This is a genomic window from Actinotalea caeni (assembly GCF_009733795.1).
Lineage (GTDB): Bacteria > Actinomycetota > Actinomycetes > Actinomycetales > Beutenbergiaceae > Pseudactinotalea > Pseudactinotalea caeni.
In genome coordinates, this window is record NZ_WNXX01000003.1 from 164,291 (window position 1) to 187,563 (window position 23,273).

At 73.1% G+C, this 23,273-nt stretch carries 21 protein-coding genes and 1 pseudogene; 5 read left to right on the forward strand and 17 right to left on the reverse strand.

Going from position 1 to position 23,273, the window contains the following annotated elements:
* A complete protein-coding gene (ilvD, locus tag GPA02_RS04020; protein WP_156198557.1) occupies positions 1-1,710 on the reverse strand; it encodes a dihydroxy-acid dehydratase in 1,710 nt (569 codons plus the stop codon).
* A gap of 167 nt (positions 1,711-1,877) precedes the next feature.
* On the opposite strand from ilvD, the gene GPA02_RS04025 reads away from it, so the two are divergent.
* Both GPA02_RS04025 and GPA02_RS04030 read left to right on the forward strand, forming a co-directional pair.
* Positions 1,878-2,411, forward strand: coding sequence for an aromatic ring-opening dioxygenase LigA (locus GPA02_RS04025; RefSeq protein WP_156198558.1), 534 nt, complete (start codon positions 1,878-1,880; stop codon positions 2,409-2,411).
* Between the two features lie 111 nt (positions 2,412-2,522).
* The gene (locus tag GPA02_RS04030; RefSeq protein WP_156198559.1) at positions 2,523-3,131 is read left to right on the forward strand and encodes an alpha/beta hydrolase family protein; all 609 of its coding nucleotides are present in this window, start codon (positions 2,523-2,525) and stop codon (positions 3,129-3,131) included.
* Positions 3,132-3,166: 35 nt separating this feature from the next.
* Here the strand turns inward: GPA02_RS04030 and GPA02_RS04035 are convergent, their stop codons facing one another.
* From GPA02_RS04035 to GPA02_RS04085, 11 genes and pseudogenes are all read right to left on the reverse strand, one after another.
* Positions 3,167-4,000 carry a DUF4097 family beta strand repeat-containing protein gene (locus tag GPA02_RS04035; RefSeq protein WP_156198560.1) on the reverse strand — a complete coding sequence of 278 codons (834 nt, stop codon included), beginning with the start codon at positions 3,998-4,000 and terminating at the stop codon, positions 3,167-3,169.
* Complete coding sequence (locus GPA02_RS04040) at positions 3,997-4,143, reverse strand: hypothetical protein (protein WP_156198561.1); 147 nt, start codon at positions 4,141-4,143, stop codon at positions 3,997-3,999. Before GPA02_RS04040 ends, GPA02_RS04035 begins: the two co-directional genes overlap by 4 nt.
* A 26-nt stretch (positions 4,144-4,169) precedes the next feature.
* Entirely contained in the window at positions 4,170-4,700 is a 531-nt protein-coding gene (locus GPA02_RS04045) for a hypothetical protein (protein WP_156198562.1), read from the reverse strand.
* A 126-nt stretch (positions 4,701-4,826) separates the two neighbouring features.
* Positions 4,827-5,648, reverse strand: coding sequence for a bifunctional allantoicase/(S)-ureidoglycine aminohydrolase (locus GPA02_RS04050; RefSeq protein WP_156198563.1), 822 nt, complete (start codon positions 5,646-5,648; stop codon positions 4,827-4,829).
* Complete coding sequence (allB, locus tag GPA02_RS04055; RefSeq protein WP_156198564.1) at positions 5,645-6,985, reverse strand: allantoinase AllB; 1,341 nt, start codon at positions 6,983-6,985, stop codon at positions 5,645-5,647. The genes GPA02_RS04050 and allB overlap by 4 nt, the downstream gene beginning before the upstream one ends.
* A complete protein-coding gene (locus tag GPA02_RS04060) occupies positions 6,982-8,148 on the reverse strand; it encodes a glycerate kinase (protein WP_156198565.1) in 1,167 nt (388 codons plus the stop codon). The genes allB and GPA02_RS04060 overlap by 4 nt, the downstream gene beginning before the upstream one ends.
* Before the next feature lie 26 nt (positions 8,149-8,174).
* Positions 8,175-9,950: a glyoxylate carboligase gene (gcl, locus tag GPA02_RS04065; protein ID WP_156198566.1), complete on the reverse strand. Its 1,776-nt coding sequence runs from the start codon at positions 9,948-9,950 to the stop codon at positions 8,175-8,177.
* A 110-nt stretch (positions 9,951-10,060) separates the two neighbouring features.
* Positions 10,061-10,957: pseudogene (locus GPA02_RS04070) on the reverse strand (2-hydroxy-3-oxopropionate reductase); the annotation flags it as partial.
* 24 nt (positions 10,958-10,981) lie between these two features.
* The gene (locus tag GPA02_RS04075) at positions 10,982-11,791 is read right to left on the reverse strand and encodes a hydroxypyruvate isomerase family protein (RefSeq protein ID WP_156198568.1); all 810 of its coding nucleotides are present in this window, start codon (positions 11,789-11,791) and stop codon (positions 10,982-10,984) included.
* A gap of 402 nt (positions 11,792-12,193) precedes the next feature.
* Entirely contained in the window at positions 12,194-13,432 is a 1,239-nt protein-coding gene (locus tag GPA02_RS04080) for a DUF6986 family protein (RefSeq protein ID WP_156198569.1), read from the reverse strand.
* Positions 13,429-14,880: an NAD-dependent malic enzyme gene (locus GPA02_RS04085; RefSeq protein WP_156198570.1), complete on the reverse strand. Its 1,452-nt coding sequence runs from the start codon at positions 14,878-14,880 to the stop codon at positions 13,429-13,431. Before GPA02_RS04085 ends, GPA02_RS04080 begins: the two co-directional genes overlap by 4 nt.
* 178 nt (positions 14,881-15,058) lie before the next feature.
* On the opposite strand from GPA02_RS04085, the gene GPA02_RS04090 reads away from it, so the two are divergent.
* Positions 15,059-15,814, forward strand: coding sequence for an IclR family transcriptional regulator (locus GPA02_RS04090; RefSeq protein ID WP_156198571.1), 756 nt, complete (start codon positions 15,059-15,061; stop codon positions 15,812-15,814).
* 8 nt (positions 15,815-15,822) lie between these two features.
* Here GPA02_RS04090 and GPA02_RS04095 read toward each other — a convergent pair whose 3' ends face one another.
* From GPA02_RS04095 to aceB, 5 genes are all read right to left on the reverse strand, one after another.
* Positions 15,823-17,382 carry a nucleobase:cation symporter-2 family protein gene (locus GPA02_RS04095; RefSeq protein WP_156198572.1) on the reverse strand — a complete coding sequence of 520 codons (1,560 nt, stop codon included), beginning with the start codon at positions 17,380-17,382 and terminating at the stop codon, positions 15,823-15,825.
* 107 nt (positions 17,383-17,489) lie between these two features.
* Positions 17,490-18,434 carry a factor-independent urate hydroxylase gene (gene pucL, locus GPA02_RS04100; RefSeq protein WP_156198573.1) on the reverse strand — a complete coding sequence of 315 codons (945 nt, stop codon included), beginning with the start codon at positions 18,432-18,434 and terminating at the stop codon, positions 17,490-17,492.
* A 5-nt stretch (positions 18,435-18,439) separates the two neighbouring features.
* Positions 18,440-18,778 carry a hydroxyisourate hydrolase gene (gene uraH / locus GPA02_RS04105; protein WP_156198574.1) on the reverse strand — a complete coding sequence of 113 codons (339 nt, stop codon included), beginning with the start codon at positions 18,776-18,778 and terminating at the stop codon, positions 18,440-18,442.
* Positions 18,775-19,269 (reverse strand): 2-oxo-4-hydroxy-4-carboxy-5-ureidoimidazoline decarboxylase, encoded by a 495-nt coding sequence (gene uraD, locus GPA02_RS04110; RefSeq protein ID WP_156198575.1) that lies wholly within the window; start codon positions 19,267-19,269, stop codon positions 18,775-18,777. The genes uraH and uraD overlap by 4 nt, the downstream gene beginning before the upstream one ends.
* A 256-nt stretch (positions 19,270-19,525) precedes the next feature.
* Positions 19,526-21,112 carry a malate synthase A gene (aceB, locus tag GPA02_RS04115; protein WP_156198576.1) on the reverse strand — a complete coding sequence of 529 codons (1,587 nt, stop codon included), beginning with the start codon at positions 21,110-21,112 and terminating at the stop codon, positions 19,526-19,528.
* 147 nt (positions 21,113-21,259) lie between these two features.
* Between aceB and GPA02_RS04120 the strand changes: the two genes are divergently transcribed.
* Positions 21,260-21,778: a PaaI family thioesterase gene (locus GPA02_RS04120; protein ID WP_156198577.1), complete on the forward strand. Its 519-nt coding sequence runs from the start codon at positions 21,260-21,262 to the stop codon at positions 21,776-21,778.
* Positions 21,775-23,268: an outer membrane protein assembly factor BamB family protein gene (locus GPA02_RS04125; RefSeq protein ID WP_156198578.1), complete on the forward strand. Its 1,494-nt coding sequence runs from the start codon at positions 21,775-21,777 to the stop codon at positions 23,266-23,268. The genes GPA02_RS04120 and GPA02_RS04125 overlap by 4 nt, the downstream gene beginning before the upstream one ends.
* The last annotated feature ends 5 nt before the right edge of the window (positions 23,269-23,273 follow it).

Below are 23,273 nucleotides of genomic sequence, written 5' to 3' on the forward strand. Positions count from 1 at the left end.
TCAGACGAGCACGGCGCCCTTGCTGGCCGACTGCACGAGCTTGGTGTACTTCGCGAGCACCCCGCGCGTGTAGACCGGCGGCAGCGGCTGCCAGCCCTCGCGGCGGCGCGCCAGCTCCTCCGGCTCGACCAGCAGGTCGAGGGTCTTGCGGGCGACGTCGAGCCGGATCCGGTCGCCGTCGCGCACGAGCGCGATCGGGCCGCCGTCGACCGCCTCGGGCGCGACGTGCCCGACGCACAGGCCGGTGGTGCCGCCCGAGAACCGGCCGTCGGTGAGCAGCAGCACCGACTTGCCGAGCCCCGCGCCCTTGATCGCGCCGGTGATCGCGAGCATCTCCCGCATCCCCGGCCCACCCTTCGGGCCCTCGTACCGGATGACGACGACGTCGCCGTCGGTGATCGTGCCGTCCTCGAGCGCGTCCATCGCAGCGCGCTCCCGGTCGAACACACGGGCGGTGCCCTCGAAGGTGGAGGAGTCGAACCCTGCCGACTTCACGACCGCGCCCTCGGGCGCGAGCGACCCGTGCAGGATCGTGATGCCGCCGGTCGGGTGGATCGGGTCCGACAGCGCCCGCAGGATCTTGCCGTCCGGGTCGGGCGGGTCGATGTCGGCCAGGTTCTCCGCGAGCGTCCGCCCGGTGACCGTGAGGCAGTCGCCGTGCAGCAGCCCGGCGTCGAGCAGGGCCTTCATGACGACCGGGACGCCGCCGATGCGGTCGACGTCGTTCATCACGTAGGCGCCGAACGGCTTGAGGTCGCCCAGGTGCGGCACACGGTCCGCGATCCGGGAGAAGTCGTCGAGCGTGAGGTCGACCTCCGCCTCGTGGGCGATCGCGAGCAGGTGCAGGACGGCGTTGGTCGAGCCGCCGAAGGCCATCACGACGGCGATCGCGTTCTCGAACGCCTCCTTCGTCATGATGTCGCGGGCGGTGATGCCCCGCCGCAGCAGCTCCACGACCGCCTCGCCGGATCGGTGCGCGAAGGTGTCGCGACGCCGGTCGGCGGACGGCGGAGCCGCCGACCCCGGGACCGACATCCCGATCGCCTCGGCGACCGAGGCCATCGTGTTCGCGGTGTACATGCCGCCGCAGGCGCCCTCGCCCGGGCAGATCGCACGCTCGATCGCGTCGACGTCCTCACGGCTCATCAGCCCCCGGGCGCACGCGCCGACGGCCTCGAAGGCGTCGATGATCGTGACGTCCTTCTCCGTGCCGTCGCTCAGCCGGACCCAGCCGGGCATGATCGAGCCCGCGTAGAGGAACACCGAGGCGAGGTCGAGCCGCGCGGCCGCCATCAGCATGCCGGGCAGGGACTTGTCGCACCCGGCGAGCAGCACCGAGCCGTCGAGCCGCTCGGCCTGCATCACCGTCTCGACCGAGTCGGCGATGACGTCCCGCGAGACCAGCGAGAAGTGCATGCCCTCGTGCCCCATCGAGATGCCGTCGGAGACCGAGATGGTGCCGAACTCCAGCGGGTAGCCGCCCGCCGCGTGCACGCCCTGCTTGACCGCCTGCGCGAGCCGGTCCAGCGAGAGGTTGCACGGCGTGATCTCGTTCCAGGAGCTCGCAACGCCGATCTGGGGCTTGGCGAAGTCCTCGTCGCCCATGCCGACGGCGCGCAGCATGCCGCGCGCCGCGGTGGCCTCCAACCCGTCCGTCACCACCCGGCTGCGGGGCTTGATGTCGTGCCTGGCGCCGTCGCTGACCGTCATGGCCGGAGTCTAGGCCGCGCCGCTGTGACGCAGCCGACGCATCGCGCCCGCGACACGACCCCGATCCGGGACCTCGGACCCAGGACGCGGCGGTCGCGGGCCGCAAGACTGATCCCGCAAGACCCGCTCAGAACTTCCCAGCAACGACCCAGTCCAGGAGGGACACCGTGTCCACCTCAGCCCGTCCTCGTCTCGCCAGCTCCGCCGGCGTCATCGCCGTCATCGCAGGCATCGTCTTCGCCATCGCCGGCATCGCCGTCTGGGTGCTCGTGAGCACCCAGCTCTCCGCGCAGCGCATCACCGTCGGCGAGGACGTCGGCGAGGCCGTCCCCGCTCTCTCGTGGACCGAGGGCCGCACCGTCGCCGACCCGTTCACCGCCTACGCGCAGGCCGAGATCATCGACATGCACGCCTCCGCGATCGCGGGCGGCAACACCTACGCCGAGCTCGGCGCGCTGGTGTCCGAGGCGCAGGAGGCGGGCGACGAGGACCTCGCCGCCGAGCTGCAGGCGCAGCGCACCACGGTCATGAACGCGTCGTTCCTCCGGGCCTCGCTGTTCACCTCGGTCGTCTCCTACGGCGTCGCCGCCATGGCCGTCGTCCTCGGCGTCCTGCTCATCCTGGGCGGGCTGGGTCTGCGGCAGGTCGCCGCGGCCGTCGGAGCCGAGCCGCGCGCCGCGAAGGAGACCGATCTCGAGTAGGGACCTCCCACCGAGATCAGGGCCGGCCACCCCGAGGGGTGGCCGGCTCTCTGCGTGCCGGGCCTAGCCTGGTCGCAGCCACCGAGACACGGACCGATCCAGGAGACCCGCGTGCCCGACCTCGTCGACACCCCGCACGGCCCTGCGTCGGTCGAGGTCGCCGCCGGCGCCGTGGGCACCGTGGTGCTCGGGCACGGCGCCGGCGGCGGCACCCACGCGCCCGACCTGCGGGCCGCCGCCGCCGTCGCGACCTCCCTGGGCTGGGGTGCCGTGCTCGTCGAGCAGCCCTACCGGGTGGCGGGCCGGCGGGCCCCCGCCCCCGCGCCGCAGCTCGACGCGGCGTGGCTGGCGGTGCTGGCGCACCTGCGCGGCTCCGGCGTCGTCGGCGCCGGACCGCTGGTCGTCGGCGGCCGGTCCTCGGGGGCCCGGGTGGCGTGCCGCACGGCCGCCGCCGGCGGGGCGGACGGCGTGCTGTGCCTCGCCTTCCCGCTGCACCCGCCGGGCAAGGCCGACGACCCGACGAGGTCGCGGCTGCCGGAGCTCGCCGGCGTCACGGTGCCGGCGCTGGTCGTGCAGGGCGTCTCCGACCCGTTCGGCATGCCCCCGGACGGGCCGGGCCGAGAGGTGGTGCGGCTGCGCGGGAACCACGCGCTGCGGTCGGACATGCCGGGCCTGCGCACCGCCGTCGAGCGGTGGCTCACCGACCTGGCGGCCGGCTGAGGGGACGACGGCGCGGCCACCGCCCCGGGCCCGGGTCAGCCGCGCTGCACCCGGACGTCGCCGGACACGCTGCGCAACCGCAGCACGACGTGCTTCTCGTCCTCGGTGGGCGCGTCGCCCGAGGCGAGGTCGGTGGTGACCCGACCGCTCACCGAGCTGCAGTCCAGCAGCGCGGCGGTGCCCGCGGCGACACCGACGACGACGTCGCCCGAGGCCGCCTTGGCCTGGACCTCGCCCTGCGCGACGCGGCGCAGCAGCACGTCGCCCGAGCCGGTGGTGATCGTCACCTGGCCGTCGGCGTCGTCGACGACGACGTCCCCGGAGCCGGTGACGGCGGAGAGGTCGGCCGCCTGCCCGAGGGAGATGTCGCCGGAACCGGTCCGCACCTCGGCGGAGACGGTGGCTCGGCCGACGCGGACGTCGCCGGAGCCCGATCCTGCCCGCACGGTGGCGCCGTGCTCGACGACCAGGTCGCCCGAGCCGGCCGAGACCCGCACCTCCTCGGCCTGGTCGATCGCGACGTCGCCCGAGCCGCTCTTCACCTCGGCCCGCGCCAGCGGGCCGTGGGTGCGCAGCGCGCCCGAGCCGGTGTCGACCTCGAGGGAGCTGCCGAGCGGCACGGTCGCGGTGACGAGCACAGAGCCGGACGGACGGAAGATCGACGCGCTCGACTTCGGCACGACGATCTCCAGGCGGTCGCCGACGAGCTCGACCCGGGTCTGGGCCGCGATGTCCTCACCGCCTCGCTGGGGGTGGACGTCGACGACCACCTGGGACGCCTCCTCCTGGCTCACGGAGACCACGAGCGCGCTGGAGCGCATCTTCGCGGCCACGGTGACCGGGCCGGTCGTCTCGAGCTCGTGCCTCACAGCTGGCCTCCCCGGTTGACCGAGGGGCGGAACGTGGTGCTGAGGGAGCGACGGCGCCGCGGGCGGGTGACCCGCGAGATCTCGTCGTCGAGCGGGGAGCTCATGCGCTGCGCGCGGATGGCCTCGCTGGCGGTGCTGTACATGGTGCGTCCTCTCTGGTCGTGCGTGGTCAGCGGACCCAGCCGGTCACCGAGCGCCCGATGCGCACGCGACCGCCGGGGGTGGAGATGTCGATGCCGGACTGCGGCGTGAGCGCCTGCTGCACGGCGCGGATGAGCCAGGTGTTCACCGAGACGCCCTCGGCGGCGGCGGAGTCGTCGACCTGGCTCTTCAGGTAGTCGGGCAGTCGCAGCGAGATGCGCGACATGCCGCCGTCGTCGTCGACCGGGGGCTGCGGCGGCACCGGCGGTGCCGGCGGCTCCGGCGGGAACGGCGGGGTGGGCTCCTCGTCGGCGCGGCTGTGCCGGTCGACGACGATCTCGGGGTTGCCGCCCCGGAGCCTGACGTCGACGACGTCGCCGTCGAGGCGGGCGGTCACCTCGGCGGCCATGTCCGACGCCATCTCCATGAACGTGAGACGGACGGCGGGCTCCATGCCCTGGGCCAGCCGCTCGGCGGCCTCGCGGACCTCCGGGGTGGAGGTCTGCGCGGTCGCGACGAGCGCGGAGCTGAGGTTCGCGACATACGGGTTGAGGTCCATGACGCCATGATGGCATCACTGTGATGTCACGTCAACACCATCACGACGTCACTTTGTGCCACGGTGGCGCCGTGGCGACATCATGCCGTCGCACCATTGACGTCACGGTGACGCCGAGAACGCGTCCTACGCCCGCAGACGCAGCGGCGCGTGGCGGTTGACGTCCTTGTAGAGCAGGTAGCGGAACGGCCCGGGACCGCCCGCGTAGCAGGCCTGCGGGCAGAACGCCCGCAGCCACATGAAGTCGCCCTCCTGCACCTCGACCCAGTCGGTGTTGAGCAGGTAGACGGCCTTGCCCTCGAGCACGTACAGGCCGTGCTCCATCACGTGGGTCTCGGGGAACGTGATCGCTCCCCCGGGCTGGAAGGTGACGATGTTGACGTGCATGTCGTGCCGGACGTCGGCCGGGTCGACGAACCGCTGCGTGCGCCACGCCCCGTCGGTGTCGGGCATCTCGACCGCGTCGACCTCGCGCTCGTGCGTGACGAAGGACGGCGGCGGCGCGTAGCCCTCGACCGGCTCGTAGGCCTTGCGGATCCAGTGGAACGTCGCGGTGGCCTCGGAGCGGTTGCGCAGCGTCCACCCCACCGCGGGCGCGAGGTAGGCGTAGCTGCCCGCGACCAGCGTGTGCGTCGTGCCGTGCAGCACGAGCTCGACCTCGCCGTCGACCACGAACAGCACGCCCTCGGCGCCCCGGTCCGGCTCCGGGCGGTTGCTGCCGCCGCCCGGGCCGACCTCGACCACGTACTGGGCGAACGTCTCGGCGAAGCCGCTGAGCGGGCGGGCGAGCACCCAGGCGCGGGTGTGGTCCCAGTGCGGCAGCACGCTCGTGGTGATGTCGCTCATCGTGCGTCTCGGCAGCACCGCATAGGCCTCGGTGAACACCGCGCGCTCGGTGGTCAGCTCGGTCTGGGGCGGCAGCCCGCCGCGTGGGACGTAGTAGCTCATGACCTTCCCCTCCACAGGAGCCTGCCGGCCGGCTGGTCCAGGTCGACGTCGACGCCCGCCAGCACGGTACGGCGCACGACGCCGGAGAGGGTGCGGTCCGCGTAGGCGGTGATCGCGTTGCGGTGCTCCAGCTCCTCCGGGCGCACGACGAACGCGTCGTCGGGGGCGAACACCACGAGGTCCGCGGCGCGGCCGACGGCGATCGTGCCCTTGTCGCGCAGACCCGCGAGCGCGGCCGGTCGCTCGGACATCCAGCGCACCACCTGCTCGAGCGGGACGCCGCGCGTGCGGGCGGCGGTCCAGACCACCGACAGGCCGAGCTGCAGCGACGCGACCCCGCCCCACGCGGTGCCGAAGTCGCCGGTGTCGAGGTTCTTGAGGTCCGGCGTCGACGGCGAGTGGTCGGTGACCACGCAGTCGATCGTGCCGTCGAGCAGACCCTGCCAGAGCAGGTCGCGGTTGCCGGCCTCGCGGATCGGCGGGCAGCACTTGAAGACGGTGGCGCCGTCGGGGACGTCCTCGGCGGCGAGCGCGAGGTAGTGGGGGCAGGTCTCGACGGTGATCCGGACGCCGTCGCGCTTGGCGGTCGCGATCATCGGGAGCGCGTCGGAGGAGGACAGGTGCAGCACGTGCGCGCGCGCCCCGGTCCACCGGGCCCGCTCGATCACCTCGGCGATCGCGAGGTTCTCCGCGCCACGAGGCCGGGAGCCGAGGAAGCGCTCGTAGCGGTCGCCCTCGGCGTGCGGCGCGCGGTCGATCGCGCGGGAGTCCTCGGCGTGCACCAGCATGAGGCCGTCGAAGGTCGCGAGCTCGCGCAGGTAGTCCTCGAGCTCGTCGGGCTCCAGGTGCCCGAACTCCTCGACGCCCGAGTGCAGCAGGAAGCACTTGAAGCCGAGCACGCCCGCGTCGTGGAGGGCGCGCAGCTCGTCCTTGTTGCCGGGCACCGCCCCGCCCCAGAAGCCGACGTCGACGTGACGCTTGCCCTCGGTCGCCTCGACCTTGCGCTGCAGCGCCTCGACCGACGTGGTGGGCGGGATCGAGTTCAGCGGCATGTCGACGATCGTGGTGACGCCGCCGCGCGCGGCGGCGCGCGTCGCGGTCTCGAAGCCCTCCCACTCGGTGCGGCCGGGCTCGTTGACGTGGACGTGGGTGTCGACGAGCCCCGGCAGCAGCACCTCGTCCGGGGCCAGGTCGAGCTCGCGGTCGGCGCTCAGGCCGCTGCCCAGCGGCACGAGCGCCTCGACGCGGCCGTCGCGCACACCGACCTCGCGCGGCTGGAAGCCCGCGGTCGTGAGCACCCGCTCGCCGCGGACGACCAGGTCGTAGCGCTCGGTCATCGCAGCGCGTCCTGCCGGTCGGGCTGCAGGTGGTCCTCGGCGATCGCCTCTGCGAGCGTCTCCAGCAGCCGCCCGGCCTCCGCGATCGACACCGCCACGTCGGGCTCGATGTCGCTCAGCACGTAGCGCCCGGCGATGCCGTGGCGTGCCAGCTCCTCCGCCGGCAGCGGGCTGCGGCCGGCGACCGCGACGGTCGGCACGCCGGCGCGGGCGGCGGCCGCGGCCACCCCGACGGGCGTCTTGCCGAACAGGCTCTGCTCGTCGAGCGAGCCCTCGCCGGTGACGACGAGCGCGGCGCCCGCGACGGCGTCGTCGAAGCCGGTCAGGTCCAGCACGACGTCGACGCCGCGGCGGCGGGTGGCGCCCAGCAGCAGCGCGCCGAAGCCGACGCCACCGGCGGCGCCCGCCCCGCGTGCGGCCGCGATCTCGCGGGCCGTGGCGGCGCCGGCCTCGACCAACGCCTCCACCCAGCGGGCCAGCCCGGCCTCGAGATCGGCGACGGCCGCCTCGTCCGCGCCCTTCTGCGGGCCGTAGACGGCCGCGGCGCCGTCCGGTCCGAGCAGCGGGTTCTCGACGTCGGCCGCGAGGACCAGCTCGGTGTCGGCGAGCCGCGGGTCGAGCCCGGAGAGGTCGACCCGGGCCAGCCGGCGCAGCGCGTCGCCGCCGCCGGGCAGCGGTGCGCCCGCGTCGTCGAGCAGCCGCACGCCGAGCGCCGCGAGCATGCCCGCGCCGCCGTCGGTCGAGGCGCTGCCGCCGACACCGAGCACGACCCGGCGCGCACCGGCGTCGAGCGCGTCGGCGACCAGCTGCCCGGTCCCGATCGAGGAGGAGTCTCGCGCCGCACCGTCGTCCGCCGGGGTGAGGGCGAGCCCGGAGGCCAGCGCCATCTCGAGCACCGCCGTCGGCCCGTGGTCGGCATCGTCGAGGAGCGCGTACCGCGCCGTCACGGGCTCGCCCAGCGGGCCGGTGACGGCGACGCGGCGCTCGCGACCGCCGGCCGCGAGCGCCGCGTCGACCGTGCCCTCCCCGCCATCGGCCATCGGGACCTCGAGCACCCGCAGCCCGGGGCGCGCGCGCCGCAGCCCGGCGGCGACGTGCGCGGCGACCTCGGCGGCGGTGAGCGAGCCCTTGAACTTGTCGGCGGCGACGACCACGTGACTCATGGCGCACAGTCTCCCGGGTCCGGCGCTCAGTCGAGGGCGGCGATCGCCGTCGGCGCGTCCGCGGCGGAGATCGCGAGGTCCTCGAACTCGTTCACGCCGGCGAGCTCGGCCCCCATCGCGATGTTGGTGACGCGCTCGAGGATCACCTCGACGACGACCGGCACCCGGTGCTCGGCCGCGAGCGCCTGCGCCTTCGCGAACGTGGTCGCCAGCTCCTCGGGGTCGCGCACGCGCAGCGCCTTGCACCCCAGCCCCTCGGCGACCTTGACGTGGTCGACGCCGTAGCCGCCCATGTCGGGCGAGTTCAGGTTCTCGAAGCCCAGCTGCACGTGAAAGTCCATGTCGAACGCCCGCTGGGACTGCCGGATGAGGCCGAGGTAGGAGTTGTTCACGGCGACGTGCACGTAGGGGATGTTGAACTGCGCGCCGACCGCGAGCTCCTCGATCATGAACTGGAAGTCGTAGTCCCCCGAGAGCGCCACGACCTGCTCGTCGGGAGCCGCGGTCGCGACGCCGAGCGCGGCGGGCCCGGTCCAGCCCAGCGGCCCGGCCTGGCCGGCGTTGATCCAGTGGCGCGGCTCGTAGACGTGCAGGAACTGCGCACCGGCGATCTGCGACAGACCGATCGTGGTGACGTAGCGCGTGTCCCGGTCGAACGCCTTGTTCATCTCCTCGTAGACGCGCTGCGGCTTGATCGGGACATCGGTGAAGTGCGTCTTGCGGAGCATCGTGCGCTTGCGCTCGGCGCACTCCGCCGCCCAGCCGGACCAGTCGGGGACCGCGCCGGCGGCCAGCCGCTCGCGCGCGACCTCGGTGAACAGCGTCAGCGCGGCGCGTGCGTCGGAGACGATCCCGTAGTCGGGGGCGAACACGCGACCGATCTGGGTCGGCTCGATGTCGACGTGCACGAACGTGCGGCCCTCGGTGTAGGCCGCGACCGACCCGGTGTGCCGGTTGGCCCACCGGTTGCCGACACCCAGCACGAAGTCCGACGCCAGCAGCGTCGCGTTGCCGTACCGGTGGGAGGTCTGCAGCCCCACCATCCCCGCCATCAGCGGGTGGTCGTCCGGGATCACGCCCCACGCCATCAGCGTCGGCACCACCGGGACGCGGAGGGTCTCCGCGAGCTCCCGCAGCTCGGCCTCGGCGGAGGCACTCAGCACGCCGCCGCCCGCGACGAGCAGCGGCCGCTCGGCGGCGAGCAGCATGTCGATCGCCCGCTCCGCCTGCGCGCGCGTCGCCGTGGGGCGGTGGACCGGCAGCGGCTCGTAGGTGTCGGGGTCGAAGTCGATCTCGGCCGTCTGGACGTCGATCGGCAGGTCGATCAGCACCGGCCCCGGGCGTCCCGAGCGCATGAGGTGGAACGCCTGCTGGAAGACCTGCGGCACCTGGCCCGCCTCGAGCACGGTCTTGGCCATCTTCGTGACCGGTGCGGCGATCGAGGCGATGTCGACCGCCTGGAAGTCCTCCTTGTCGAGCTTGGCCACCGGCGCCTGGCCGGTGATGCAGAGCATCGGCACGGAGTCGGCCCACGCGGTGTACAGACCCGTGATCATGTCGGTGCCGGCGGGGCCGGAGTTGCCGATGCAGATCCCGATGTTGCCCGGCCGGGTGCGGGAGTAGCCGTCCGCCATGTGCGAGGCGCCCTCGACGTGCCGGGCGAGCACGTGGCGGATGCCGCCGTGGTCGCGCATCGCGGAGTAGAACGGGTTGATGGCGGCTCCCGGCAGGCCGAAGGCCTGGGTGGCGCCCTCCTTGGCCAGGATGGCCACGGCGGCGTCGACGGCACGCATGCGAGGCATGGCGGCCTCCTTCTGAGGTTCAGGGACGTGAGTTTCTGGGGGTCGTCGGCGTCGACGACCCGAGCGGCGCGCGGTGGGTGGGCGCGCAGCGGGTGGGACGGGGGGGCGCGTCAGCGCTGGTGGTGGATCCCGGAGAGCCGGGCGACACCCCGGTAGAGGGCGGAGTGGTCGAGCCCGCCGTCGCCGTTGGCACGGGCGGAGCCCATCAGCTGGGCGACGACCGCTGCGGCCGGGATCGCGACGCCGGCCTCGCGGGCCGCCGAGGTGACGATCCCCAGATCCTTGTGGTGCAGGTCGATGCGGAACCCGGGGTCGAAGTCGTGGTCGAGCATCTTGCGGGCCTTCTGGTCGAGCACGGCGGATCCCGCCAGGCCGCCGCCGAGGACCTCGACGGCGGCGTCGAGGTCGACCCCGTAGGCCTGCAGGAACACGATCGCCTCGGCGAGCGCCTCGATGTTGACGGCGACGATCAGCTGGTTCGCGGCCTTGACGGTCTGGCCGGCGCCGTGCGGGCCGACGTGGACGATCGTCCTGCCGACCGCCTCGAAGATGCCGCGGGCCGCCTCGACGTCCTCGGCGTCGCCGCCGACCATGATGGACAGCGTGGCGTCGACGGCGCCCGGCTCGCCGCCGGAGACCGGCGCGTCGAGCATGCGCAGCCCGCGCTCGCGCGCCTCGGCGGCGAGCTCGGCGCTGACGTCGGGGCGGATCGAGGAGAAGTCGATGACCAGGGTCCCCGGAGCGGCCTTCTCGAACACGCCGTCCTCGCGCAGCACCTGCGCGACGTCGGGCGAGTCCGGGACCATGATCGCGACGACGTCGGCGCCCTCGACGGCCTCCGCCGTCGACCCGGCGGCGCGACCGCCGGCGGCGACGAGCGCCTCGGTGCGCGACGGCGTCGGGTTGTAGCCGACGACGTCGAACCCCGCCTGCTGCAGGTGGACGGCCATCGGGGAGCCCATGATGCCGAGGCCGATGAACGCGATGGTGGTCATGTCCGTGGTCCTTCCGGTGGTGCGGGTCGGGGTGGGTCAGGCGCGACGGTCGCGCGGCAGCCAGCCGAAGGGGTCGGCCTGGGACGCGGGGCTCGCAGGCTTGTACTCGAGCCCGACCCAGCCGTCGTAGCCGCCGGCCTCGAGGTCGTCGAGCCAGACGCCGATCGGCAGCTCGCCGGTACCGGGCTGGTCGCGGCCGGGCGCGTCGGCGATCTGCACGTGCGCGACGCGGTCGCGGTGGTGCGTGATGGCGGCCTCGACGTCGTCGCCGTTGACGGCGAGGTGGTAGACGTCGAGCAGCAGCCCGACGTTGGTGGGACCGTGCTCGCTCGCGACCCGGTCGAGGACCGCGACCGCGTCGTCGGCGGTCCTGAGCGGGTAGGCGTCGACGCCGCTGACCGGCTCGACGAGCACGGTGCCACCGATGCGCGCCACGGCCCGGGCGGCCGCCGCGAGGTTGCGGGCCGCCAGGTCGTCCTGCGCGGCGGGGTCGGCGTCGGGCCGACGGTTGCCGTAGAGGGCGTTGAACGCGCGGCAGCCGGTGCGCTCCCCGATCGCGGTGACGACGTCGAGGTTGGCGAGGAAGTCGGCCTCGCGCCCGGGCCACGACACCAGCCCGCGGTCACCGGCGGGCATGTCGCCGGCCGCGAAGTTCAGCCCGGTGAGCTGCACGCCCGCGTCCTGCAGAGCCCCGACCAGCGCGTCGACGTCGTCGGCCTCCGGGGTCGCGGTGGCGAAGGGCCACCACAGCTCGACGGCCTCGAACCCCGCCGCCCGGACCGCCGCCGGTCGCTCGAGCAGCGGCAGCTCCGTCAGCAGGATCGACCCGTTGACCGTGAACCTCATCACGCTCTCCCGCCATCTCCATTGATTCCATATCGTGGAAGCGTTCTTCCCGATAGTGGAAGTGTAGGGAACGGCCGTCAGGACGTCAACACCCACCCACGGCCGCCGTCGCACTCCCGCCCCGACACTTTCAACCCACTTCCGCCCGAAGACCGGTTTCAACCCACTTCTGCCCCCAGGAACGGTTTCAACCCACTTCTGCCCCGGAGCAGTTGCAACCCACTGATGCCCGGGCGCGCGTTCGGTGCGTGTCGTCGCGAGCGCACAAGGCGACAGTGGGTTCGGATCCGGGAGGGGCGAAAGTGGGTTGAAACCCCAGGAGGGGGCAGAAGTGGGTTGAAACCCCACGAGGGGGCGAAAGTGGGTTGAAACCCCACGAGGGAGCAGACGTGGGTTGAGACCTCAGCGGGCGGTGAGGAGGGAGCGCAGACGGGCGGCGTCGAACGGGATCTCGTCGTCGTGCACGGCGCCGCAGTCGAGGCCGCGCACGAGGAAGGACGCCATCGCGCGCGCGGTCGCGGGCTCGTCCATGACGTCGCCGTCGCGCCGCTCCAGATAGGCCTCGAGACGCCGGACGACGTCGCCCAGGCCGGTGCGGAAGTACGCGTAGGTGGCGGCGAAGCGGCTGGGCAGCTGTGCGGGGTGCAGGTCCCAGCCCTGGTAGAAGCCGCGACGCAACGAGCGGGTGACGAGCCGGCCGTGCAGCGCCCAGGCCGCGTCGACGGCGGCCGGCTCCCCCACCGGGAGCACGTTGGTCGAGCCGTCGGACAGCCGCACTCCGGTGCCTGCCGCGGCGACCTGCATGACCGCCTTGGCGTGGTCGGCGGCCGGGTGCTCCATGCTCTGGTCCCCCGCGGCGATGCCGAGCGAGGCCGAGTAGTCGTAGGTCCCGTAGGGCATCCCGGTGACGCGGCCGCGCCCGGCGGTGATCATCGCGGGCAGCAGCGAGGTGCCGTCGGGTCCGAGCACCGACTGCGGTGTCTCGACCTGGATCTCGAACCCCAGCCGCCCCGGCTCGAGCGCGAGGTCGCTCTCGAGCGCCTCGAGCAGCAGCACCATCGCCTCGACCTGCGCGACCGACGTCACCTTGGGCAGCGTCAGCACCAGCCCCTCGGGCAGCCGGGCGCGGTCGTGGAGACCGGTGACGAACCGCTGCAGCGTCCGGATGCCGCGCGCCCGCGTGGGCGGCTCGAAGCACTTGAACCGGATGCCGACGAACGGTGGCAGCGCACCGTCGCCGTCGAGGTCGGCGAGCGCGGCCACCGCCGCGTCGACGGCGGCGTCCTCCGCCTCGTCCCCCACGTCGCCGAAGCCGTCCTCGAGGTCGACGCGCAGGTCCTCGATCGGCTCGCGACGCAGCTTCGCCACGACGAGCTCGCCGATGCGGTCACGCTCCTCCCCCGGCGGCACCAGGCCGTGCACCTCGAGCAGGTGGGCCGCGCCACCGGCCCGGTCGAGCGCGTCGAGGGCGGCGCTGCCCCAGTCGGTGATCGTGGCAGCGTCGAACCGGTGCGCGGGTACGTAGACCGAGTGCACCGGCTGCCGCGTCGCCGGCGCCCCCGGGTAGCGCTCGGCGAGCTGCGCGTCCGGGCCGGCCAGCAGCGCCTCGACGCGCGCGAGCGCTGCCTCCCCGGCGCTCACCCGTGACCGCCGAGGCCGAGCGGGATGGCCCCGGTGGCCGGCATCTCCTCGCCGCGCTCCTGCCGCTCGGTGCGCACGACGTCGACGACGGCGCGCGCCACCGACTCGGCGACCTCGGGGTCGAACACGCTCGGCACGATGAAGTTGGCGTTGCGCTCGGCGTCGCTGACGACGTCGGCGATCGCGATCGCGGCCGCGCGCATGACGTCGTCGGAGATGCTGACGGCGCGCGCGTCCAGCAGCCCGCGGAAGATGCCGGGGAACGCGAGCACGTTGTTGATCTGGTTCGGGTAGTCGCTGCGCCCGGTCGCCACCACGGCGGCGTGCTCGGCGGCCTCGAGCGGGTCGACCTCCGGGGTCGGGTTCGCGAGCGCGAACACGATCGCGTCGTCGGCCATCGTGGCGATGTCCGCACCGGTGAGGATGTCGGCGGCCGAGACCCCGATGAACACGTCGGCGCCGGCCAGCCCCTCGCGCAGCGTGTTGTCGACCGCCTCGTCGTTGGTGTGCTCGGCGATCCACGCCCAGTTCTCGTCGGGCGCGGGCTTGGCGCGGCAGACCGCGCCGTTGATGTCGTAGCCCACGATGTGCCGCGCACCCTGCTTGAGCAGCAGCCGGATGATCGCCGACCCGGCGGCGCCGACGCCGGAGACGACGATGCGGACGTCGGCCATGCGCTTGCCGACGACCTTCAGGGCGTTGACGAGCGCGGCCAGCACGACGATGGCGGTGCCGTGCTGGTCGTCGTGGAAGACCGGGATGTCGAGCTCCTCGCGCAGCCGCCGCTCGATCTCGAAGCAGCGGGGCGCCGAGATGTCCTCGAGGTTGACGCCGCCGTACGCCGGCGCGATCGCCTTGACGATCCGGATGATCTCCTCGGTGTCCTTGGTGTCGAGCACGACCGGCCACGCGTCGACGTCGCCGAACTGCTTGAAGAGCGCCGCCTTGCCCTCCATGACCGGCATCGCGGCGGCCGCGCCGATGTCGCCGAGCCCGAGCACCGCGGTGCCGTCGGTGACGACGGCGACCGTGTTGCGCTTGATCGTCAGGCGGCGCGCGTCCTCGGGCCGGGCCGCGATCGCCAGGCACACCCGTGCGACGCCCGGGGTGTAGGCGCGCGACAGGTCGTCGCGGTGCCGGAGGTTGACCTTGGGCCGGACCTCGAGCTTGCCGCCCAGGTGCATGAGGAAGGTGGCGTCGGAGATGTTGCGGACGCTGAAGCCGTCCATCGAGGAGATCCGCGCGCGCATCTCCTCCACGTGCGCCTCGTCGCGCGCGTTGGCCGAGACGTCGACGACCATGCCGTCGCCGGTCGACTCGACGACGTCGATGCCGGTGACGGCGGCGCCGGTGTCGCCGACCGCCGCGACGAGGGCGGTCGTCGTGCGGGGGCCGGACGGGGACTCGACACGGATCGTGATCGAGTAGCTGGGGCTGGGGATCGCCATCAGGTTCCGCCTAAGGTCTGAGCTGCGCGCTCGGGGAAGGGTGCTGATCGTTGGTATCACGCCACGGCACCGACGTCCTCCCCTCGCGGACGGCGTGCCGCGCGCGCGACGCCGATCCTGCCATTCTTCCGTGACACGGAGTAGTGTTTCCGCGAGTCGGAACACGGGAAGGGTGGCGATGGCAGAGGCACGCACCGGGTCGGTGCAGTCGGTCGAGCGGGCCGCGGAGCTGCTGGAGCTGCTGGCCGACGCCGGCGGCGAGGCCGCGCTCAGCGAGCTGGCGGCCACCACGGGGCTCCCGCTGCCCACGATCCACCGGCTGATGCGGACGCTGCTCGCGCTCGGCTACGTACGGCAGCTGCCCAGCCGCCGCTACGCGCTCGGCCCGCGCCTCATCCGCCTCGGCGAGAGCGCCGGCCGCCAGCTCGGCAACGCCGCGCGACCCTACCTCGCCCAGATCGCGGCCGAGCTCGGCGAGAGCGCCAACCTCGCGATGATCGACCGGGACATGGCGGTCTACGTCGCGCAGGCCTCCTCCGGCCAGTCGATGCGGATGTTCACCGAGGTGGGCCGCCGCGTGTACACCCACTGCACCGGCGTCGGGAAGGCCGTGCTGGCCCAGCTCGACGACGGCACGGTCCGCGAGATCGTGCGCCGCGTCGGCATGCCGGCGATGACCGAGCACTCGATCACCGACGTCGAGACCCTGCTCGCCGAGCTCGCGACGATCCGCGAGCGCGGCTACGCGATCGACGAGGGCGAGCAGGAGATCGGGGTGCGCTGCTACGCGGTCCCGGTGCCCGAGGCGCCCACGCCGACCGCGCTGTCGGTCTCCGGGCCGGACTCGCGCGTCACCGACGCCTTCGGCGAGCGCGCCGTGCCGCTGCTGCAGCGGCGCGCCGCCGAGATCAGCGCGGCACTGCTGCACGACTGAGCGCCGCATCAGTCGGCACCGTGGGCGGCACCGCCCGCGTCGGCGACCAGCCGCCGGACGTCCTCGCACGAGGCGCACTCGCCGCGCTGGATCGCCTCGCGCACGCGCTCGACGACCTCCGGCGGCGCGACCGGGACCTCCTCGCCGTCGGCGTCGAGGACCCGACCGCCGCGCACGGTGTCGCCCTCGCGCAGGTCCCGCACCTGCTCCGAGGCGAGCACGCGTGTGGTGCCCTCGACGAACACCGACGGCTTCTCCGGCGTCCCCGTCGTCCAGACGTTGAAGACGAGGTTGAGCAGCACCGCCATCACGGCCGCCGAGCTGATGCCCGAGTGGAAGATCGTGGCGAACCACTCCGGGAAGTGGTCGTAGATCGGCGGCGCGACGACGGGCAGCATCCCGAAGCTCAGCGCGACCGCGACGAGCACGAGGTTCATCGTGCCCTCGTAGCGCACGGTCGACAGGGTGCGGATGCCGGCAGCCGCCACCGTGCCGAACAGCACGATCCCCGCGCCGCCCAGCACCGGGTACGGCACCGCCGCGATCACCCGCCCGACGACCGGGAACAGCCCGAGCACCAGCAGGATCGCGCCGCCGGCCGTGACGACGAACCGTGACCGGACCCCGCTGATCGCCACCAGGCCGACGTTCTGGGCGAAGGCCGACTGCGGGAACGAGCTGAACACCGGCGCGACCGCCGACGAGAGCATGTCGGCCCGCAGCCCGTCGGCGATCCGGCGGGAGTCGACCTTGGTGCCGATCACCTCGCCGACGGCGATGATGTCCGCCGTCGTCTCGGTCATGATCACGAGGATCACGATGAACATCGAGACGATCGCGGCGACGCCGAAGGTCGGCGCGCCGAAGTGGAACGGCGTCGGCAGCGCGACGACCGGGCCGGAGCCCACCTGGGAGAAGTCCGCCATCCCCAGCGCGGCCGCGACCGCGGTGCCCACGACGATCGCGAGGAGGATCGAGAGCCGGGAGAGGAACCCGACGCCGACCTTCGAGAGCACGACGACGACCAGCAGCGTGAACGCGGCCAGCCCGATGTCTGCGGGCTGCCCGAAGGTGGGGTCGTCGAACTGCTTGTTGCCGCCGGCCCAGCGCGCCGCGACCGGGAGCAGGCTGAGCCCGATCGTCGTGATGATGACGCCGGTGACGACCGGCGGGAAGAACCGCACGATGCGGGCGAAGAACGGCGCGACGAGCAGGCCGAGCACGGCGGCGCCGATCACCGAGCCGAAGACGGCCGGGAGCCCGCCGCCGGAGGCGATCGCGCCCATCGTCGCGACGCTCGCGAACGAGACCCCCTGCACGAGCGGTAGCTGGGAGCCGAAGAACGGCACGCCGACCGACTGCAGGATCGTCGAGAGGCCGCCGATGAACAGGCAGGACGCGACGAGGATCGCGATCTCCGACGGCGGCAGGCCGGCGGCGCCGCCCATGATGAGCGGGACGGCGATGATGCCGCCGTACATCGTGAGCACGTGCTGGAGCCCGAACGCGAGGTAGGAGCCGAACGGCAGCCGTTCGTCCTCGGGTCGGAGCCGGGCGGTGGTGGCCATGGAGTCCTCCGGAGCGCAGGGCTCGGCAGCGACGACGCTGTCGGGCGAGGAGTCTCGGGGCCGGCGCCCGCGCCCACCGTCGGGCGCGGGCGCGGGGCCCGGATCGGTCAGATGAAGGCGGGCACGCTGTCCCAGGCTCGCGGCTCGCTCGGCACGCCCTTGCGCACGATGCTGGCCTCGATGAGCCCGTAGGGGCGGTCCGCCGCGTAGAAGACGACGTTGGGGTTGTCCTGGCCGAACGGGCTCAGGTCGACCACGAAGTGGTGGTTGTTCGGGCAGGAGAACCGGATCTCGTTGATCTCCTCGTGCTCCTCGATGACGCGCACGGCCATCGCCCACAGCGTCTGCTGCAGCGCCAGCGAGTGCAGCTCGGCGAACTCGGTGAGGATGATGCGCCGCACGGAGGCGTAGACGGCGTCGTGGTCGACGTCGCGGACCCGCGCGGGGTCGTAGTGCCACCACGCGGTGACGTCGGTCGACATGATCCGGTCGGTCGCGTCGGCGAGCGTGCGGTACTTGTCGGTGACGAACCCGACGAAGGCCGACCCCGAGGACTTCAGCACCGTGAGGTCGACGACGCCGGAGACGACGAACAGCTCGTCGCCGTCGCGCTGCACGACGGTGCGTCGCACCTCCTCGCCGCCCCGCACGAACGAGTGGTCGTGCGGCCCGTCGTCGGTGACGATGCGCTCCCAGCTGCGCTGGTCGACCTGCCAGCGGCCGCCGGTCACCCACGCGTAGGTCGACGTGAAGTGGTCCGAGAGCCGGATCGCGAACTCCTCAGGGGTCGAGACGCCGTCGCGGGCGAGCGAGAAGATCGTGTTCTTCTGGCTGTCGGTGGCGACGCAGTGCGCGTTGTCGCCGTGCGTGTGCACGCGGGCGAAGTCGCCGCGCAGCTGCGAGGAGACGGTGAAGTCGGTGATCTCGTGGACGTCCCCGTCACGCCGGACGTGCACGAGGTGGTTCTCGGCCTTGCCGTACTGGTTGAAGCCCAGCTCGGCGACCTCGCTGGCGATCTCGTAGGGCTCGGTGGACGGCGTTGTCGCACTCATCGGTGTCAGCTCCCTCGGTAGGTGGAGTAGGCGAACGGGCTGAGCAGGATCGGCACGTGGTAATGCTCCTGCTCGCCGTCGATCCGGCAGGTCACGGCGACCTCCGGGTAGAACGTCTCGGTGCCGGCAGCGGCGAAGTAGTCGCCGACGGCGAAGGTCAGCCGGTAGGTGCCGCTCGGCAACGCATCGGGGCCGAGGTCGCGGATGCGGCCGTCGTCGTCGGTGACACCGGTGCCGACGGCGTGCCAGCCGTCGTCCTCCAGGCGCTCGAGGGTGACGGCGACGCCCGCGGCGGGGACGCCGCGGGCGGCGTCGAGCACGTGGGTGGTGACGAACGAGGTCATGACAGCAGCCCTTCCAGCCGCAGCGCGGCGATCTCACGGAGGTTGGCGGCGGCGTTGGCGCGCTCCTGCTCGGAGGTGTTGCGCAGCCGCTGCTGCAGCTGGGCGAGGATCTCCTCGGCGCTGCGCCCGGCGGCGCGGATGAGGAACACGTGCCCGAAGCGCTCCTCGTAGGCGCGGTTCCCCTCGGCGATGCGGGCGCGCACCTCGGCGTCGGCGTCGGCGACCTGCGCCTGCTCCGTGCGCGACAGCGCGGCGTCGGTGCCCGCGCCGCGGGCGCGGTCGCCGATGCGCGGGTGACGGGCCAGGGCGGCGTCGATCTCCGCGTCGGTCCATGGGTCCGCGGCCGTGCGGGCCGCGGCGACGACGTCAGCGACGCTCGCATACGGCCTGCCGGCCACGATCTCGTCCACCCAGCGCTCGACATCGGCGCACGCCCTCACGAGCGCGGCCGCCTCGTCGGCACCGACGGTGTTGAAGTCCTTCAGCTGCATCGCTGCTTCCTCGTCCTGGCGGCCTCACGGAAGGACGCCGATCACGTCCCCCTGAATCGTGCTACAACGGCCAGGCCGAAGAGTTTCCGTCAGATGGAAAACAACTTCTACGATGCAAGACGCTACGCCGGGTCACTGCGGCTGTCAACCCCTCCGGGGGACGAGATCGCGACGATCGCCGGGAGGTCAGGAGCCCGCCGGCGACGGCCGGACCACGCCGGGACGGGCGACGTCGTCCGTCCCGGCGGCCCCGACGTCAGGGCATCCGCTCGTACGCGGGCGTGGTGAGGAAGTCGGCGTAGTCGTCGGAGACCGCGACCTCGAGGAAGAGCTGACGGGCCTCGTCGTAGTCGGACGGCTCCCCCGGCAGCGTCTGCACGGCCTCGTCGACCAGCTGCTCCACGAGCTGCCTGGTGACCCGACGGCCGGTGTCGCTCAGCTCGATGTCGTTGTGCAGCCACTGCCAGATCTGCGAGCGCGAGATCTCGGCGGTCGCCGCGTCCTCCATGAGGTTGTGGATGGCGACCGCACCCTGGCCGCCGAGCCACGCGCGCAGGTACTGCAGCGCGACGTCGATGTTCGAGCGCAGCCCGGCCTCGGTGACCTGGCCGCCCGCGGAGGCGATGTCGAGCAGCTGCTCCGCGGTCACGTGCACGTCGTCGCGGGTGTTGTCGATCTGGTTCGGCCGCTCGCCCAGCACCTCGTCGAAGACCTCCCGGCAGGTCTCGACCATGCCCGGGTGCGCCACCCAGGAGCCGTCGAACCCGTCGCCGGCCTCGCGCCGCTTGTCCGCGCGGACCTTCTCGAACGCCGCCGCGTTGATCTCCTCGTCGCGGCTCGGGATGAACGCGGCCATGCCCCCGATCGCGTGCGCGCCGCGCCGGTGGCAGGTGCGCACGAGCAGCTCGGTGTAGGCGCGCATGAAAGGCGCCGTCATCGTGATCGCGTTGCGGTCCGGCAGCAGGAACTCGGTGCCGCGGCTGCGGAAGCTCTTGACGATCGAGAACAGGTAGTCCCAGCGCCCTGCGTTGAGGCCCGCGGAGTGCTCGCGCAGCTCGTAGAGGATCTCCTCCATCTGGAACGCCGCCGGGATCGTCTCGACGAGGCAGGTCGCCCGGATGGTCCCACGCGGGAAGCCGAGGTGCTCGGAGGCGATGACGAAGGCGTCGTTCCACAGCCGCGCCTCGAGGTGGTGCTCCATCTTCGGCAGGTAGAAGTACGGGCCGAGACCCTTCTCGATCTGCCGCACGCCCGCCGTCGAGACGTACAGCGCGAAGTCGAGGAGCGATCCGGAGACCGGTTCGCCGTCGACGAGCACGTGCTTCTCGGTCATGTGCCAGCCGCGCGGCCGCACGACGATCGTCGCGAGCTCCTCGTCCTGCTTGAGCGCGTAGCTCTTGCCGGTGTCGGCGGTGAAGTCGATGCGGCGCTCGACCGCGTCGAGGAGGTTGAGCTGGCCACCGATGACCGACTCCCAGTGCGGCGTGTTCGCGTCCTCGAGATCGGCGAGCCACACCTTGGCGCCGGAGTTGAGCGCGTTGATCGTCATCTTGCGATCGGTCGGGCCGGTGATCTCGACCCGTCGGTCGACCAGCCCCGGCGCCGGGTCGGCGACGCGCCAGCCGTCGTCGTCGCGCACGTGCGCGGTCTCCGGCAGGAAGTCGAGGGTGCCGCCCGCGGCCAGCGAGGCGACGACCTGCGCGCGCGCCTCCAGGCGCTCGCGACGGCGCGCACCGAGCTCGCGGTGCAGCCGGACGAGCAGCTCCAGCGCGGCCGGCGTCAGCACCTCCTCGGCACGCTCGGGCAGCGGTGCGGTGATGCTGAGTCCGGCAGGCAGGTCCATCAGGGCTCCTCGGGTGCGACGACGGCGTCGGCGGCCCGCTCGCGTGACTTTCGCGATGCGGTATCGACCTTCCGCATCCTATCGCCGACGAGCGGGCTTCGGACCACCTGGCGGCGCCCTCGGGCGGACATGGTCGATCATGGGGCCATGGACACCAGCGGCTCCGGCACGGAGCACACCCGCAGCCGGACCGTGACCTACGTCGACCCGGCGGCGACCGCGCAGGTCGGCCGCTCGATGAGCGGCCTGGAGTTCCTGCGCGGCATGGCCGACGGCACCGTGCCGCCCCCGCCGATCGCGGTGCTGATGTCGATGGACATCGTCTCGGTCGAGCCGGGTCACGTGGTCTTCGGTGCGGTGCCCGACGCCTCGCACCACAACCCGATCGGGATGGTGCACGGCGGCTTCGCGGCCACGCTGCTCGACACGGTCTGCGGCTGCGCGGTGCACAGCACGCTCCCGGCCGGCACCGCCTACAGCACGATCGAGATCAAGGTCAGCTACCTGCGCCCGGTGCAGGCGGGTGCCCGGCTGGTGGCGACCGGCACGGTCACGAGGTCCGGCTCGCGCGTCGCGTTCGCGGAGGCGCAGCTGACGACCGAGGACGGGACGCTCGTGGCGACGGCGTCGAGCAGCCTGCTGGTCATCGAGCCCCGCACCGCATGACCTCACCGACCGGCGGCTACCACAGGGCACCCGACCCCTACGTCGGGTTCGACGGCACCGACCGCTCCACCGCACCGAGGAGCGCGGACAGGCGGGGGGCGCCGGTCACGGACGCACCCGTCTCACCGAGCCACGCTCCCCCGGTCGCGACCGCGCCCTCGCCCTACCTGGTGCCGTCCGGCCCGCCGACGACCTGGAGCCCGTCCGGCGCGCCGGCCCGGCGAGCAGGGGCGGGGGCCGGCTGCGTCGTCGTGGTGGCGGTCGTGGTCGTGCTCGTGGCGGTGGTCGGCGTCCTCGCCCGGCTGGTCGCCGGTGGCGGCAGCAGCAGTGGTGCTGGTGGCAGCGGCGGCTCGGACCTGGAGGTCCGCTGGTCGGTGGAGCCCCGCGCCCTCGCCGACGACTGGGGCTACTTCGAGTCGGTCGACGGCGCCCAGCCCGGGCTGCTGCCGACCGCCGGCGGCTGGGTGGCGATGGTCGACGCCTCGACGGTCGACGCCGTGCTCGGCGCGATCGACCCCGACGACGGCAGCGTCCGCTGGTCGATCGAGCTGCCGGAGAGCCGGTGCACCCGCACCGGCGACGACCCCGCCGCGCCGCTGACCTGCCTCACCCGGGACGACCCGGGCGACCCGTTCCAGGTCGTCTCGATCGACCCGGTCACCGGCGACCGTGTCGGCGACCCCCTCGCGACGACGCTCACCGAGGTCCCGGTCCTCCTCGCGCCGCTCGCGGACGGTCTGCTCGCGCTGTCGGCCGCCGGCTCGCTCACCGCGCTCGACGCGGACGGCACCGTGCTGTGGCACGAGCCGGTCGGCATCGCCGACCTCGACACCTCCTACCTGGAGGCCGACCTCGGCCGCTACGACGACGCCGTCCTCCTCCACCTCGGCTGGTACCGCGGCACGGTGCACGCGACCGTCGACGGCTTCACGGTCCGCACCTGCCGCGCGCTCGTCGTCACCGCCGAGGCGTGGGTGTGCGAGAGCAACGACGACGACGAGACGGCCGGCTACGCGCCCGACGGCGAGATGCTATGGAGCGGCGACTGGTCCGACTACTACCTCGTCGACCAGTACAACCGGATCACGCCGGTCGCCATCGCCGACAACTGGGACGGGTCGGTCTCGGCCGTGGACCCGACCACGGGCGAGAAGGGCGACCCCGTGCAGGTCGGCGACGGCAGGGACAACCTCGCCTTCTTCGGGGACGCCGAGCACCCGCTCGTGGCGACCGACGACGCCGTCGCGCTGCTGGAGCCCGATCTCACCGGGCTCCGCTGGCAGACCGCCATCACCGACGAGTACCTCAACATCGCCAACGGCGGCCTCGTGGGCGACACGATCGTCGTCGACGGCGAGCACTCCTACGGCCTGGACGTCGGCACCGGGGACGTGCGGTGGGAGCGCGACTTCCTCGGCGGTGACGCGGCCGTCGTCGAGGACGCGTGGATCGTGCTGCAGTCCCACGAGCTGCGCCGGTTCGAGGTCTAGCGCCG